13 protein-coding genes are annotated in these 15,963 nt (G+C 42.8%); 7 read left to right on the top strand and 6 right to left on the bottom strand.

Features of this window, described 5'->3' with window-relative positions; genetic code table 11:
* Positions 1-25: 25 nt before the first annotated feature.
* On the bottom strand, positions 26-820 hold the full coding sequence (locus FTU66_RS09500; RefSeq protein WP_004970712.1) for an RnfABCDGE type electron transport complex subunit B: 795 nt from the start codon (positions 818-820) through the stop codon (positions 26-28).
* Between the two features lie 356 nt (positions 821-1,176).
* On the opposite strand from FTU66_RS09500, the gene gdhA reads away from it, so the two are divergent.
* Positions 1,177-2,520, top strand: a complete 1,344-nt coding sequence (gene gdhA / locus FTU66_RS09505) for an NADP-specific glutamate dehydrogenase (RefSeq protein ID WP_004970711.1) — start codon at positions 1,177-1,179, stop codon at positions 2,518-2,520.
* A gap of 71 nt (positions 2,521-2,591) precedes the next feature.
* On the opposite strand, the gene FTU66_RS09510 is transcribed toward gdhA, so the two are convergent.
* The 3 genes from FTU66_RS09510 to rlmH form a co-directional block, all read right to left on the bottom strand.
* A complete protein-coding gene (locus tag FTU66_RS09510) occupies positions 2,592-3,374 on the bottom strand; it encodes an META and DUF4377 domain-containing protein (RefSeq protein ID WP_004970709.1) in 783 nt (260 codons plus the stop codon).
* A 139-nt stretch (positions 3,375-3,513) separates the two neighbouring features.
* Entirely contained in the window at positions 3,514-4,290 is a 777-nt protein-coding gene (locus FTU66_RS09515) for a dioxygenase (RefSeq protein WP_096901485.1), read from the bottom strand.
* A 150-nt stretch (positions 4,291-4,440) separates the two neighbouring features.
* Complete coding sequence (gene rlmH / locus FTU66_RS09520) at positions 4,441-4,923, bottom strand: 23S rRNA (pseudouridine(1915)-N(3))-methyltransferase RlmH (protein ID WP_026438445.1); 483 nt, start codon at positions 4,921-4,923, stop codon at positions 4,441-4,443.
* A gap of 157 nt (positions 4,924-5,080) precedes the next feature.
* On the opposite strand from rlmH, the gene FTU66_RS09525 reads away from it, so the two are divergent.
* Positions 5,081-6,046, top strand: a complete 966-nt coding sequence (locus FTU66_RS09525) for a M28 family peptidase (RefSeq protein ID WP_373684823.1) — start codon at positions 5,081-5,083, stop codon at positions 6,044-6,046.
* Positions 6,047-6,400: 354 nt separating this feature from the next.
* Here the strand turns inward: FTU66_RS09525 and lon are convergent, their stop codons facing one another.
* Together lon and FTU66_RS09535 are read right to left on the bottom strand one after the other, a co-directional pair.
* Positions 6,401-8,827 (bottom strand): endopeptidase La, encoded by a 2,427-nt coding sequence (gene lon, locus FTU66_RS09530; RefSeq protein ID WP_131260796.1) that lies wholly within the window; start codon positions 8,825-8,827, stop codon positions 6,401-6,403.
* A 147-nt stretch (positions 8,828-8,974) separates the two neighbouring features.
* Positions 8,975-9,571, bottom strand: coding sequence for a 5-formyltetrahydrofolate cyclo-ligase (locus tag FTU66_RS09535; protein WP_026438444.1), 597 nt, complete (start codon positions 9,569-9,571; stop codon positions 8,975-8,977).
* Between the two features lie 373 nt (positions 9,572-9,944).
* Here FTU66_RS09535 and FTU66_RS09540 point away from each other — a divergent pair, with 373 nt between their 5' ends.
* From FTU66_RS09540 to lldD, 5 genes are all read left to right on the top strand, one after another.
* Positions 9,945-11,195, top strand: a complete 1,251-nt coding sequence (locus FTU66_RS09540; RefSeq protein WP_096902747.1) for a YncE family protein — start codon at positions 9,945-9,947, stop codon at positions 11,193-11,195.
* A 97-nt stretch (positions 11,196-11,292) separates the two neighbouring features.
* Entirely contained in the window at positions 11,293-11,790 is a 498-nt protein-coding gene (locus FTU66_RS09545; RefSeq protein ID WP_004970693.1) for a hypothetical protein, read from the top strand.
* A gap of 518 nt (positions 11,791-12,308) precedes the next feature.
* Entirely contained in the window at positions 12,309-13,979 is a 1,671-nt protein-coding gene (gene lldP, locus FTU66_RS09550) for an L-lactate permease (protein ID WP_179988566.1), read from the top strand.
* Between the two features lie 24 nt (positions 13,980-14,003).
* Complete coding sequence (gene lldR, locus FTU66_RS09555) at positions 14,004-14,753, top strand: transcriptional regulator LldR (protein WP_004970689.1); 750 nt, start codon at positions 14,004-14,006, stop codon at positions 14,751-14,753.
* Positions 14,750-15,904, top strand: a complete 1,155-nt coding sequence (gene lldD, locus FTU66_RS09560; protein WP_016659249.1) for an FMN-dependent L-lactate dehydrogenase LldD — start codon at positions 14,750-14,752, stop codon at positions 15,902-15,904. The genes lldR and lldD overlap by 4 nt, the downstream gene beginning before the upstream one ends.
* Positions 15,905-15,963: the final 59 nt, after the last annotated feature.

The following is a 15,963-nucleotide window of genomic DNA, read 5'->3' on the forward strand; positions in this document are numbered from 1 at the left end:
AGACGTGTCTTTCTTTCGGGCATGTTTATGCTCCTAATTCACGTAACTGTTGTTGTAAATTGGTTAGTAATAGCCGTTTTTTCTCATCGTCACGCACACTGAGTTGTTTTTCGAGTTTTTTAATTTGTGTGCGTAATTTTGCCAGTTCGATGGTGGTTTGTGCATCGGCAGTGGAAATCTGTTCATTTTTTTGCACAGGCAATTCAATCACAGGCACAGCAGCATCGGCTTGTGCAGAAAATTGAGCAAACAGTTCGGTATCAATTTCTGCACGTACCACAGGGCCTTTACGGTGCAGACGACGTTGTTCTTCACGTTGTATGTGGGCGTAGTAGCGTTGGCGTAAATCATTCTGTTCTGCCACTCGTGCGCTATCAGAAAGCAGGGGTTGTGTATCTTCTACCAAGTCAATGCAATCGACAGGGCAAGGTGGAATACACAATTCACAGCCAGTACATAAATCAGTCAAAATGCTGTGCATGAGTTTGCCTGAGCCTAAAATGGCATCGACAGGGCAGGCATTAATACATTTGGTACAACCAATGCACTCATCTTCACGAATTAGCGCTTTCATACGCTGTGGGCGTCCATCTGCCTGCACAGGCCAAACACTGGCTTCTGCGGTCAATACAGGGCGTTGCAGTAAGTTTGCTAGTGCATCTGCAACAGGTTGTCCACCGGGTACGCATTTATTGGCTGCTTCGCCTTCCGCAATCGCTTTGGCATAGGGTAAACAGCCATCGCGGTGACCACATAAGCCACATTGAGTTTGAGGGAGCAGCGCATCAATATTTTGAATCAGAGCAATTTGCGAATTCATGGACAAACCAATGCCACTTTAACAGCAGCAGAAAAACGGAAGATAAGGCTAGGGGAAAATTCTAGGTCGATGATTTTAGCACGATTTTTGCTTTTAGGCTTGTGCGCAAATTAAGAACAACAATTGCTAGCTTTTTGGGCAAAAATGCTCAAAACTATGAATTAATTTGTTACATTAACTTATGGGCTTAACACGCTAAAAAATAAGTTAAATTTATGAAAATACAAATGTTTTAAAGTTTTTTGAAAAAAACTATTGTAGATTGTTAACAAAAGATATTTAATATTTTGCGCCAAAATATATCATTGATTGAAATTTTGACCAATTTTGATCCATTTTCTGCTGAGGATTAAGCGTTGAAATACAACAGCCTTAACGAATTCCTAGATTACGTTAAAACACGTGATGCACATCAACCAGAGTTTCTACAAGCTGTAGAAGAAGTAATGACCAGCCTTTGGCCGTTCATTGAAAAGAACCCTCAATATGCAGCACATGGTTTGCTTGAGCGTTTGGTTGAGCCTGAGCGTGCAATTCAGTTCCGCGTTTCTTGGGTAGATGACCAAGGTCAAACCCACGTAAACCGTGCATTCCGTGTACAGTACAACTCAGCAATTGGTCCATTTAAAGGTGGTATGCGTTTCCACCCATCAGTGAACCTTTCAATTTTAAAATTCTTAGGTTTTGAACAAACCTTTAAAAATGCTTTGACCACATTGCCAATGGGCGGTGGTAAAGGTGGTTCAGACTTTGACCCTAAAGGTAAGTCTGAAGGCGAAATTATGCGTTTCTGCCAAGCCTTAATGATCGAGTTATATCGTCATTTAGGTTCTAACACGGATATTCCTGCGGGTGATATTGGTGTAGGCGGTCGTGAAGTGGGTTACATGGCGGGTATGATGAAGAAGCTCAGCAATGACACTTCATGTGTATTCACAGGTAAAGGCTTATCTTTCGGTGGTTCTTTGGCGCGTCCAGAAGCTACAGGTTACGGTACTGTGTATTTCGCTGAGGAAATGCTCAAGACTCGTGGCGATTGCTTTAAAGATAAAGTCGTTGCGATTTCTGGTTCAGGCAACGTTGCACAATTTGCTGCAGACAAAGCAATGTACTTGGGTGCGAAAGTAGTTTCACTTTCTGACTCGAATGGTACTGTGTACGTGAAAGAAGGTTTCACGCCAGAATTACTTGCTGAAGTGATGGAACTTAAAAACGTAAAACGTGGTCGTATTTCTGAATTTGCGTCTAAGCACGGTTTTGAATACCTTGAAGGTCAACGTCCTTGGGGTATTAAATGTGATATCGCGCTTCCGTGTGCGACTCAAAACGAACTTGATGCGAATGATGCAGCAGCGCTTCTTGCAAACGGCGTAATCTGTGTTGCTGAAGGTGCGAACATGCCTTCTACACTTGAAGCGGTTGAGAAATTCGTTGAAGCGAAAATTCTTTATGCGCCAGGTAAAGCATCTAACGCCGGTGGTGTAGCAACTTCTGGTCTGGAAATGTCTCAAAACGCATTGCGTTTAGGCTGGACTTTCGAAGAAGTTGACGAGCGCTTACACGCAATCATGAAAGAAATTCACCGCAACTGCGTAAAATTCGGTACGAAAGAAGACGGTACCGTGAACTATGTAGACGGCGCAAACATCGCTGGCTTCGTAAAAGTTGCTGATGCAATGCTTTCTCAAGGCGTATTCTAAGTCTGACTGAGTTTAAGCTTGAAAAAAAACCGAGGTGAATGCCTCGGTTTTTTTATATTGCGATTTTATCGTTATAGAGTGCCTTTGACTGCTTCACGCTCTACGGTCATGTCGAATACATAGGCATATTTAGACTGGTCAGCTGCCGGATTTTTAATTTCATAACGTTTTACCCGAATAATCTGACGCTCATTCGATGAATGCTGAAAACCTTCGATCTGATCGTAAAATAAAGTCCAGTCTTTATCGACCTGAGTCTTTAAGCCTTTTTCATCATATTTGATTTCTTTCACCTGTAAGCAGGTTTGCTGAGCTACACCCGTACAGGCTTTAGTCTGTGACGAAACTTCCAGGAAAATGGTTTCTGCCTGACCTTGGTATTTGGTTTCCGGTGTCATTTTTCCGGTAAAGACATATTTTTGACCATCAGCTGCAGTAATACTCAGTTTTGGCTGATTGGCATCATTTAGATCCAGACTAAACGGAATATTACGCTTTTGCAGAAGCTGGCTGATAAAACGTTCCTGTTCCATTAATGGTGCATCACATGCCATCATGGTGCCCATCATGTCACCCGTACTCAGGGTATTATCTTTAACAGTCCAGCTCGTGCCAAGGCCATTACAGCCAGAAGCTACACTTAGTCTGCCTCGTTGATCAAAGCTCAGAACAATCGGGCGTTGCAGCCCACGATCAAGTTCCCAGGTATAAGCGGGCAAAATTTGTGTAGGCGTTTTTAATGTGGTGGATAGAGTAGAAATAGCCGGATCTCCTGAAGTGGCAGGAAGATGTGAAGATTGACATGCAGTTAAAGCCAAAGGGAGCAGGGCAAGCGCAAAAATACTGAATTTCATTGGTTTATATTCTATGTGCTAAAGTTTCAACGTGATTATAATCAAGAGATTAACAAAAAATATGGATACAAATCGTAGCTTTTGCTAACAAAATGTATCCAAATTAAAAAGTCAGATTTTAAATAAGCGGAGCTATCGGTTAGTCAAAACGATAAATATCCATACCGAGTGAACCCATGCTAAAGCTGCTATGTACAATGTTAAATCGATCTCCCGTACCCATTGCAAAAAACAGCGGTGCAAAGTGTTCTAGGGTTGGGTGATTACGTGCTACATGTGGCAATTGTTGCCAATCTAGTACTGCATCATAATTGCGATGACTTAAATGCTGCACCACACGATTACGGAAACTAGATGCCCATTCAGGCACAGCCGCATTGGGTGTATTCCATGATAATTCACGTAAGTTATGGGTGATACTGCCTGAGCCAATCAGTAAAATTTGCTGTTCACGTAATGGCGCTAAACTTTGCCCAATGTGATAAATCTGTTCGGCGCTCATATTCATGGGCAAAGAAATGGTAATCACTGGAATATTGGCATCGGGATACATGTGTAGTAATGGCATCCATACGCCATGATCATGCGGGCGTGTGCTGTTGGCATGGGCAGCAAAGCCCGCATCAGCCAAACGCTGCAAAATATCTTCTGCCAGTTCAGGTAAGCCAGGTGCAGGGTAGCGCAGGGCGTACAAGGCTTCAGGAAAACCACGGAAGTCATGCCATGTTTCAGGGCGAATACCTGTGTTGACCTCCAGTGCATTACTTTCCCAATGCGCCGACATCACCACAATGGCTTGCGGTGTTGGCAAATTTTCACTTAAACGGCTGAGTGCAGGCCCGACCTGTTCAGGATTGAGTGCCAACATGGGCGAACCATGTGAGATAAATAAACCGGGTAATGTCTGTAAGTTCATGCCTAGATCCCTAAAGCCTGCTGTTCTACAGCATCGCAAAAAAGTGTGTATAGCGAAATGTACTTTTGTTCAACGCTATGTTGCAGCTTTGCAACGTCGTTTGAGTTGAAGATATTTTGATAACTCAACTTACAAATTGAATAAGTTGATTTAACCTGCACGATGATAAGGATGGTTGTGGTTGATGCTCATAGCACGGTATAGCTGCTCAATCAGCATCACGCGAACTAAAGGGTGTGGCAAAGTTAGTTTGGATAATGACCAATGCCATGCTGCTGCTTTACGTACTGCTTCAGAGTGACCATCTGGTCCACCAATCGCAAGCACGACATCATTGCCTTCTAGCATCCAGCCTTTCATGGTTTCTGCAAGTTTTTCGGTGCTGAACTCTTTGCCGCCCACTTCCAAGGCAATTAACAGCTCATTGTTTTTCATGGCATTTAAAATGCTATCACCTTCAATTTGGCGATATTTTAGAATATCGGCCTCAGAATCATTTTTGCCACGTTTCGCCATTGGCAGTTCGACAATTTGAGTCTGCACAAAAGGCTGAATCCGTTTGAAATAATCTTCAAAACCAGTCAGCACCCAAGCAGGCATTTTTTGTCCAATGGTCAGAATGCGAATTTTCATAGGCGAGTTCATGTAGCGATCAATCAGAATCTCGCATTATAACCATGATTCAACACAAGCGCTGTGTAACGACACAATTTGCAATTGAATTTGCCAACAGGCTGTTGCTTTAATACTCAGCAATCTTATTGGTCTTTTTTGTCTTGGAATTATCAGCATGCGCGCGTTTCAAAGTCAGCAGTTATATTCATGGATATTGGGCGCGGGTATGGGATTGATGACCACTGCTACATTTGCTGTGCCTGAGGCTCAATGGGCAGAACCAAACAATTTGCAAGTCTATATGCAGCAAGTGATTGGGCAGCAGGGTTTGGGTAATTCCGAACAGTATCGTCATTATAAAAATGTGATTGAACTGAATCGGGTTTCGGCATGGATTCGGGAACAAATGCGAGTATTTGGAATTCCGTGTCAATTTCAAAATTATGTGGTCAATCAGCAAAGCTACCGCAATGTGGTGTGCAAATTGAATATCGGTGCTGCGCAAAAAACGATTTTTGGTGCGCATTACGATGTTTATGGGCAGCAGCAGGGGGCAAATGACAACGCTTCTGGCGTTGCAGGTGTAATCGAAACAGCACGAATTTTGGCGCAGGAAAAGAATAAACTTAGTCAAAATGTAGAATTTGTATTTTATACCTTGGCAGAACCACCATTATTTAAAACTGAGTCGATGGGCAGTTTTGTACATGCCAAATCTGTGCAGGCTGAAAAAGAAAAAATCCGTGCGGTGTATGTGCTGGATATGATTGGTTATTACGACAAAAACTTGGTGCAAAATTACCCAATCGGTTTAAAGTGGATTTACCCAAGTCATGGCAATTTTATTGCGGCATTGAGCAATATGCAGTCACGTGAAATGAGTGCAAGCTATTGCAATGCGATGCAGCGTTTGAATCAATTGCAATGTGAGCGTGTGGTCGCACCGACTTTCGTCAAGGGCATGGATTTTTCAGATCATTTAAATTATTGGAAATATGATATTCCAGCTATTTTAATTACCGATACGGGCAGTTATCGCAGCTCACTTCGCCACACCACAGGTGATACTTTAAAAACAGTAAATTTTGAAAAAATGGCACATGTCGTGAATGGCTTGGTTGCACAGATTTTATCACCTTGATGATTGATCGCAGCGCATAAAAAACGCAGCCCTGAATTGAAATAGGACTGCGGTTAAAAGGTCATCCACCTGGAGATATGGATGACCAGACCATGAAGCACGCTTCAATCAAAAGCGTCTGATCAATTTATCGGTCTAAATAGACCAAACAAGAAACATACAGCGCGATGTATCTTAAATTTATATATGTGGATGGTTTGCCTATTTTTCAAGGAAATTGAATTAAAAACAGACTATCCATTTTAAAAATAATTAAAAAATTATTCAATTATTTTAAATCCAGAATCTAAATACAACAAAAGAGCACCGAAGTGCTCTTTTGAGATGTTCTATGCTTAAAGCAGAGTAACTTGCTTAATGACGTGCGGCTTTGCCTGCTGCTACTGGCTTCACAATCGGTGCCTTGGTTAAAGGCTTAGGCATACTGGTCAGTGCCAAAGGCAAGATTTCATCAATGCTTTTCACAGCCTTGATTTCCAAACCTTCTTTGACATTGTCTGGAATTTCAGACAAGTCACGCACGTTTTCCTGTGGGATAAATACCAGTTTGATACCACCACGATGTGCCGCAAGAAGTTTCTCTTTCAAGCCACCAATGCGCATTGCACGACCACGTAAGCTGGTTTCGCCTGTCATGGCAATATCAGGACGAATTGGAATATCTGTAAATGCAGATACCAATGCCGTAGTCAATGCCAAACCTGCAGATGGACCATCTTTAGGTGTTGCACCTTCTGGCAAGTGTACGTGTACATCGGTTTCGGCAAATACATTGGCTTCAATGCCTAAACTGTCGGCACGGGTACGCACAACGGTCATCGCGGCTTTGATTGACTCTTGCATCACATCACCCAATGAACCTGTGGTGATGAAATTACCTTTGCCTTTCATGGTTGCCACTTCAATGGTGAGTAATTCACCACCCACTGAAGTCCAAGCCAAGCCATTTACACGACCCACTTCGGCTTCTTCTTCTGCCATACCATAGTCAAATTTGTGTGGACCAAGGTAGTCAGGCAAGTTTTGTGAAGTCACATCTACCTGTAGGTTTTTGGCTTTTTTGCTGACTGCTTCTTTCACCACCTTACGGGCAATTTTTGACACTTCACGTTCCAGACTACGCACACCTGCTTCACGTGTATAGCGCTGCACAATGTCACGAATCGCTTCTTCATGAACCGTCAATTCTTTAGCACGCAAGCCATTATTTTTGATGGCTTTAGGGACAAGATAGCGTTCTGCAATATTCACTTTTTCATCTTCGGTATAACCCGGTAGACGAATTACTTCCATACGATCTAACAGAGCTTCTGGAATATTCATGCTGTTGGCAGTACAAATGAACATCACTTCAGACAAGTCTAAGTCTAGATCTAAATAGTGATCATTAAACTTGTTGTTTTGTGATGGATCAAGTACTTCTAACAAAGCAGATGCAGGGTCGCCACGGTAATCCTGTGCCATTTTGTCAATTTCATCGAGCAAGAACAGTGGGTTCTTCACACCAACTTTAGTCAATGACTGCACAATTTTACCCGGCATCGCACCAATATAGGTACGGCGGTGACCGCGAATTTCCGCTTCATCACGTACGCCGCCTAGCGCCATGCGCACGAACTCACGTCCAGTGGCTTTTGCAACCGATTCACCCAGTGAGGTTTTACCTACACCCGGAGGACCGACTAAGCACAGAATTGGACCTTTGAGTTTTTTCACGCGCGACTGCACAGCAAGGTATTCCACAATACGGTCTTTGACTTCATCTAAACCGTAATGGTCGGCATCTAAAATTTCTTGTGCTTTCGCCAAGTTAATGCTGACTTTGCTGGCTTTGTTCCATGGCGTATCTAAAATTACTTCCAGATAGTTACGTACCACAGCCGCTTCGCTAGATGCAGGTTGCATGGCTTTTAGCTTACGGAACTCAGCTTCTGCTTTTTTGCGGACATGTTCTGGCAAGTCTGCTTCGGCCAGACGTTTTTCAATTTCAGCGACATCATCTTCCGCACCGCCGTTCATATCGGACAGTTCGCGTTGAATGACTTTCATCTTCTCATTCAAGAAGTATTCACGCTGATTTTTTTCCATCTGGCGTTTAACAGAGTCATGCAAGGTTTGCTCAATCTGCTGTTCTTCAGACTGTTGCAATAAATAAGTCATTAACTCGGTCAAGTGAGCTTCAAACTCATCGTGCTCAAGGAATTTTTGTTTGACATCAATATTCAATGGCACACGGGTTGCAACAAAGAACAACAACTGCAATAAATCTTCAATTTTATTGGCAGCAGCAATCAGTTCACGTGCATTGCGTAATTTTGCTTCTGCATATTGCGCAAATAAGGCACGTAATTCTTGCAAACGTGTTGCTTGGGTATTTTCATCCATCGCAACAGTCATTGGGCTCAAGCTGTGTTCTGCAGTCAAATACGCGTCTTCATCAATAATTTTTTCGAGTTTGGCGCGGTATAAGCCTTCAATCAGAACTTTGATACAGTTTTCATCATTTTCGTGATTCACAACTTGCACAATCTTCGCGACAGTACCGTATTGATATAAATTGTCGTGATCAATTTCTTCTGTAAGCGAATCTTTTTGCGCAACTACAAATACTAGATTGTCACTGTTACGAGCCACATCAACTGCATTGATCGATTTTTCACGACCTACAAATAGCGCGATTTGCATGTGTGGATAAACCACCACATCACGTAGCGCTAAAAGCGGTAATACACTTGGAACCTGAGGCTCTAAGGTTTCTTGATTCATAATAATTTCAGACATGGGCACTCCTAATGAGTGACAACGGTGTTGCCATGTTTTTTATAGTGATGGGTATTTTTTAAAATACAAGGGTAGGTCAACACAAATTGTTTAAAAAGTAGCTAAATATGTGATTTTAAATTGATCTATTCAGTCAAAATGATCAATTTAGCGTTTCAAGGTGCGTTTAAACTGTAAAAAATGTTGTGGAGTTAGTAAGGCATCTACAGGTTGATCCCAATTTTCACGTGGCAAGCGTGTATGAATTAGCTGAAAATCATGTGCAATCCCTAAGCGATAAGGATGCTGCGGGGCAGAGGCTAAAGTGCGGTCATAATAACCACCGCCCATTCCAATGCGGGTGCCATGCGTATCGCAAGCCAATAAGGGCATCAAGACTAAATCTAAATGGGAGATGTGTTTTCCGCGACTTGTTCTTGGTTCTTGCATCCCCAAACGATGATGGGCAAAGCGACGCTGACGATATTGTTGTGGGGTGATTTGTACCCACACCAAGTGTTGATTCATATTGCAAATCATGGGCAAATACACTTGTTTGCTATGCGCGAAGCAATATTCAATGATGCGGTGTGTATGAATTTCACCAAAAGCATGTAAATACATACCCACTTTTTTTGCGTACTGAAATTTTGGCAGTCGTATTAGCCGCTGCAAAACAGCTTGCTGTGCGTGTTGCTGTTGGGTGCGCGTGACCGCTCTGCGCTGTTGTCGAAGCTGTTTACGCAAGGTTTTAAGTTCCAACAACTGCATCTCGGCACATCCTTATATTCTTGAGTTTAAATGCTTGAATGGGTATGGGATTACTGTCATTTCATCGACAAAAACAAGCTTTTATCATACTTGGCATTTTAACAGGATGTGATGCTGTATTTCTGTTTATCTGAAAATTGACCTGCTATCGGATAGTCTAGCTCGAACCCTAGACGCAAAATTACAAAAACTCTTATGCTATTGCCCAATCAATGCCACGCCAACAATCTTCAAGATCGCTTCAAGATCGCTTCAAGATCGCTTCAAGATGGATTAGGCAGGCTTCAGTTAAAAACAACAAATATGTAAAAACACAAGCCAAAACAAAAACAACACTTTCATTTTGCTGTTCAGGGAGAACAAGAACATGAATTATTCCAACAAGGTGTTTAAACATCTACTTCAAGGCGTGCTGGCTTTAGGAAGTTGTGTCAGCGCACAAAGTTATGCAGATTCGACCTATTTACCGCAGCCACCGAATACCCAACAAGTCTTTTTTGTCGGCAATAACTGGGATGGCACAGTGACGGTGATTCACCCTTCACAAGACTTTGGCAAAGTGGGTGTGGTCAATATGATTCCTGACCGCAAAGAGCGTTTATTAGAAATTCATTTAAATCCAGTGAAATTGATTGCCTACACTTACATTCAACAAACTGCAGGTGAGGGCAATGACCAGTTGGTGGATGATATGTATTCCACGCCAGATGGACAGTCGATTGTGGCTTCACGTCCAAGTTTTGCCGATGTGGTATCCATCAACATTAAAACGGGCAAAATTAATTGGCGTACGCCAGTCGAAGGTTTCCGCGCAGACCACATGGCGGTTTCACCAGATGGACAACGTGTTGCTGTGTCGGCATCGTCAGGTAATGTGGTGCATGTTTTAGATATTCATACAGGTAAAGAATTGGGGCGTTTTGCAACAGGGGATAAGCCGCACGAAAATATTTACTTTGCAGGTGGAACGAAAATCTTAAACTCTGCGATTGGTAACGTAGAAACTTCGATGGATGCACAGTGGCAAGATTTTACCAAAGGTAAGCGCTTTATTACCATTGCCGATGCCAATAATTATAAAGTTCTGAAAAAAATTGATTTCCGACCTGCGTTAGATGCCTTTGGACGTAAAGATTTATCCAACTCAGTGCGTCCTATGGTGCTAAGTAAAGATGAAAGCAAACTTTATGCGCAGGTTTCATTTTTTAATGGTTTGGTGGAATACGACTTAAAAACCGATAAAGTCACGCGTATTGGACAATTACCGGGCAGCAGTACAATTCCAAAAGACCGCAGCAAATGGGTAAATGATTCACGTCATCATGGTTTATCCATCAGCGCAGATGGCGAAAAACTCTGTGTGGCAGGCACGATGGATGATTACGCGACCATTGTAGACCGTCAGAGTTTAAAAGCAGGCAAACTGATTCCTGCAGGTAAACCATATTGGGCAACCCGTAGCCCAGATGGAAAAAGCTGTGTGATTTCAGAAAGTGAAACCGATGTGGTAACGGTGATTGACTTTGCTACGGGAGAAAAAGTCCGCAGTGTGCCAGTGGGGAATCACCCACAGCGAGTGCGTTTGGGTTATGCACCAAGCGATTGGTCGACGCCGTAATTTTTAAGCCGATCATAACAGGCAAAGCATGCTAAGGCGCTCAAGACGATATTTGAATTGAGCGCATTTTAGGATGGTTTGCTTATGGAGCATGCACATGAATGGGACTCGATGGCTCGGTATAGGCTTTTTTGTTTTGGCGGTCGCGGTGTTGTTTACCGTGGTGTATGTATTTCAACCACCGAATAAGACTGTTTCGGAAACAGTGTGGGTGAAACCGAACACGGCTTCCACAGAGATAGAAACAACGCAAAGTCTATATTCAGATGAATCTGAAAATGTACTGGAAACAAACGCTATGCTAGAGCGTGCTGCGGTATCTGCAGTTGAAATGCAGCAATTAATCCAGCAACGTGATCAGTTGTATTTAGGCTTTAAGCAAATTAGTACAGGTTTAAGCCAAGGGCAAAAGCCTGATTTAAACCGTGTACAAAGTATGTTGCTACAGCAGGAACAATTGGTACAAGCAGGCGTATTAAGAGCAGAAGATGCAATGAACTATAGCCAGTTTTTAAAGCAAATTTTACCTGAAATTGCAGGGCAAATTGATTTGCATATTTCGCGTTTAAAGCGCCTGAACGTGGTGACAGGTTAAGCCACAGTAAGGTGTGAGTTGCTGTTATAAATACACGATGACGCCATTGTTGCAGTCAATAATGGCGTTATTTTTTTGTCTAAAAAATTCTTTTAATCCACATGTTTTTAAGCCGAATAGCGGCCACTTGAGCTGAATTTATCCATGATTCCTTTGATCAAGCGTTCAATTCATCTTAGAAGAAAGCACACGTATTTTACTGTATTAGACGAAAGTTGTATAAGGCTGTGCCGAATAAATTTGGTTTTTCCTTCCTTTTAAAAACTACAGAAAAAACAAAGTTTAAATTTTTCTTCACCGTATTTTTTATGCTGCGAACAAAGATCATCTTTATTTAAATTGGTATGACCATTTAAATAAATAACCAGACCAATGTTGACATTTATTTGTATAAAACTATTATTTGTTGCAAATATTAAGAGTATTTTGATTTTTATCTTAATATTGGTCAGACCAAAATTAGAATTTTATCTATATGCTTAGACCTATGTTTACGTTTGAGTGAGCATTTCAAGGAGATGACAATGCTTCAACATTGGCAACAGATCTACGATCCAATGGCAAATATTTGGATTTCGAGTCTTATTGCATTAATCCCGATTATCTTTTTCTTTCTGGCATTGGCTGTATTTCGCTTAAAAGGAAGTGTTGCGGGAACAATTACGGTTATTTTGGCGTTATTGGTGTCGTTATTTGCCTATGGCATGCCTGCACCAATGGCTTTTGCTTCATTGATCTATGGCTTTTTCTACGGTTTATGGCCAATCGCATGGATTATTATAGGCGCATTATTTTTATATAAAATCTCTGTAAAAACAGGGCAATTTAACATTATTCGCTCATCTATTCTGTCGATTACAGAAGATCAGCGTCTCCAGATGCTACTGGTGGGCTTCGCATTTGGCACATTTTTAGAAGGTGCAGCGGGCTTTGGGGCGCCAGTGGCAATTACTGCAGCTTTGTTGGTAGGTTTGGGTTTTAAACCTTTATACGCTGCGGGTTTATGTTTGATTGTGAACACCGCACCTGTTGCGTTTGGCGCAATGGGGATTCCAATTATTGTGGCGGGTCAGGTTTCGGGTGTAGAAACCATGGAAATTAGCCAGATGGTTGGGCGTCAGTTGCCATTTATGGTGCCTATTGTGCTGTTCTGGATTATGGCAATTATGGATGGCTGGCGCGGTGTGAAAGAAACTTGGCCTGCAGTGTTGGTGGGTGGTGGTGCTTTTGCGATTGCACAATACTTGACCTCTAACTTTGTTGGACCTGAGTTACCTGACATTACAGCCGCAATTGCCTCTTTGATTAGTTTAACGGTCTTATTTAAATTCTGGCAGCCAAAACACATTTTCCGTTTTAGCGATGCAGACACCAAAGTGGATGCCAACTTAGTTGCAGAACAACAGCAAAAATACAGCATCGGGCAGATTGTTAAAGCATGGTCACCTTTTGCAGTGTTAACGGTGATGGTCACTATTTGGAGCATCAAGCCGTTTAAAGATTTATTTGCCAAAGATGGCGCAATGCACGACTGGGTAATTTCCATCAAAGTGCCATTTTTACACCAACTGGTGCAAAAGATGCCGCCTGTGGTCGCTGATGTTAAAGACTATGATGCGATCTTTAAGTTCGATTGGCTTAGCGCAACTGGGACTGCGATTATGATTGCGGCCATCATCACCATCATTTATTTAAAAATGAAACCGCGTGAAGCTGTTAAAACTTTTGCTGAAACCATCAACGAGCTAAAAACACCAATTTATTCTATTGGGATGGTGTTGGCGTTTGCATTTATTGCCAATTATTCAGGTATGTCTGCGACTTTGGCACTGGCTTTGTCACACACAGGCAATGCTTTCACATTCTTCTCGCCATTTTTAGGCTGGATTGGGGTGTTCTTGACAGGTTCAGATACTTCAGCCAACGCCTTGTTTGCTGCCTTGCAAGCCACAACCGCACAGCAAATTGGTGTACCAGAAGTTCTGTTGGTTGCTGCCAATACCAGTGGTGGGGTAACAGGCAAAATGATTTCACCGCAATCTATTGCAATTGCCTGTGCGGCTGTTGGTTTAGTCGGTAAAGAATCGGATTTATTCCGCTTTACCGTGAAACACAGTATCACGTTCACCGTAATGATCGGTATTATTATCACTCTACAAGCTTATGTGTTCCCATGGATGATTCCATAACCACATGCACAAGAGGATAGCCGCATGAAAGTTTCCGACAAAGTTGTTCAAGACCTGCGCACACTGGTTGAAAAAAATCAGATGCAAGTCGGAGACCGATTGCCTGCCGAAAGAAAGTTATGTGAACAACTCGGGGTTTCCCGTTCCTCTTTGCGTGAGGCTATTCAGCAATTGACCAGTCAGGGCATGCTGGTCAGCAAAGTTGGAGCGGGTACTTTTTTGCAACAACTGCCTACCAATTGGTCGCAATATCAAATTGTGCAGCCTTTAAGTAACCTGATTGATGAAGACCCTGCTTATCGTTTTGATGTGCAGGAAGCACGAATGGTGCTTGAAGGTGGTACGGCATGGTATGCCGCACAGCGGGCAACTGCTGAGGATTTGAAAAACATCCGTGCCTGTTATGAGCAAATCGCCCATTTTCAAATTTTAGGTGATGACGATCAGGCAGCAATTGCCGATGCCAAGTTTCATTTGGCAATTGCCGAAGCATCGCACAATTTGGTGCTCATTCAAATGATGCGCGGCTTATTTGATTTGTTGCAATACAACGTAGTTTTGGGCAGACGCAAAGTCTATACCGAAGCCCACCGTTTCGATCAGTTGCACGATCAACACTTTCAAGTGATGGATGCAATTGAACGCCAGGATCCAGAAGCTGCCCGTTCGGCAGTGTGTGGACATATTGAATTTGTAGTTCAACAAGTACGCATGATAGACGAGGAAGATGCGCGTCGTCAGCGTGCGAGTCGATTAAACAGGATAGCGCCATGATTATTTCTTCTGCGAATGATTACCGCGAAGCAGCCAAACGCCGTTTACCGCCATTTTTATTTCACTATATTGATGGAGGTGCGTACGCGGAACAAACGCTGAAAAGAAATGTGGAAGACCTTTCACAGATTGCCTTGCGCCAACGTGTTTTGAATGACATGTCGGCTTTGAGTTTAGAAACCACCTTATTTAATGAAACCTTGTCAATGCCTGTGGCTTTGGCACCTGTGGGTTTAACGGGCATGTATGCGCGCCGTGGTGAAGTGCAGGCTGCAGTTGCAGCTGACAAAAAAGGTATTCCGTTTACTTTATCTACCGTGTCGGTGTGCCCAATTGAAGAAGTGGTGCCTGCCATTTCACGCCCAATGTGGTTTCAATTATATGTATTGCGTGACCGTGGTTTTATGCGTAATGCTTTGGAACGTGCTAAAGCAGCAGGCTGTTCAACTTTGGTCTTTACAGTAGATATGCCTGTGCCTGGCGCACGTTATCGGGATGCACATTCGGGCATGAGTGGTCCAAATGCTGCTATGCGCCGCTATATGCAGGCAGTGATGCATCCAAACTGGGCATGGGATGTTGGCTTACTAGGTCGTCCGCATGACTTGGGCAATATCTCTAAATACTTAGGCAAACCAACAGGACTTGAAGATTATATTGGCTGGTTAGGCAATAACTTTGACCCATCTATTTCATGGAAAGACTTGGAGTGGATTCGTGAATTCTGGGATGGCCCAATGGTCATTAAAGGCATTTTAGACCCAGAAGATGCTAAGGATGCTGTTCGTTTTGGGGCTGATGGAATTGTGGTGTCCAATCACGGTGGTCGTCAGTTAGATGGTGTGCTCTCGACTGCACGTGCTTTACCGCCAATAGCCGATGCAGTAAAAGGAGATCTAAAAATTCTAGTGGATTCAGGTATTCGTAATGGCCTAGATGTGGTGCGCATGTTGGCGATGGGTGCGGATACTTGTATGCTCGGACGTGCCTTTATTTATGCACTAGGTGCAGCAGGTGGGGCGGGTGTGAGTAATTTACTCGAATTGATTGATAAAGAAATGCGAGTCGCAATGACCTTAACGGGTGCTAAAAACATTCAAGCGATTAACTCAGATTGCTTGGTACAACTTGAGCGTGAACTGAAAGGCTAAATTGCCAACAGGAGCGATCAATCCATCAACCGATGCATTTGGCTGAATCGCTTAATTGT

Origin of the sequence: Acinetobacter sp. YH12131 (assembly GCF_013418635.1) — a bacterium.
Classification (GTDB): domain Bacteria; phylum Pseudomonadota; class Gammaproteobacteria; order Pseudomonadales; family Moraxellaceae; genus Acinetobacter; species Acinetobacter towneri.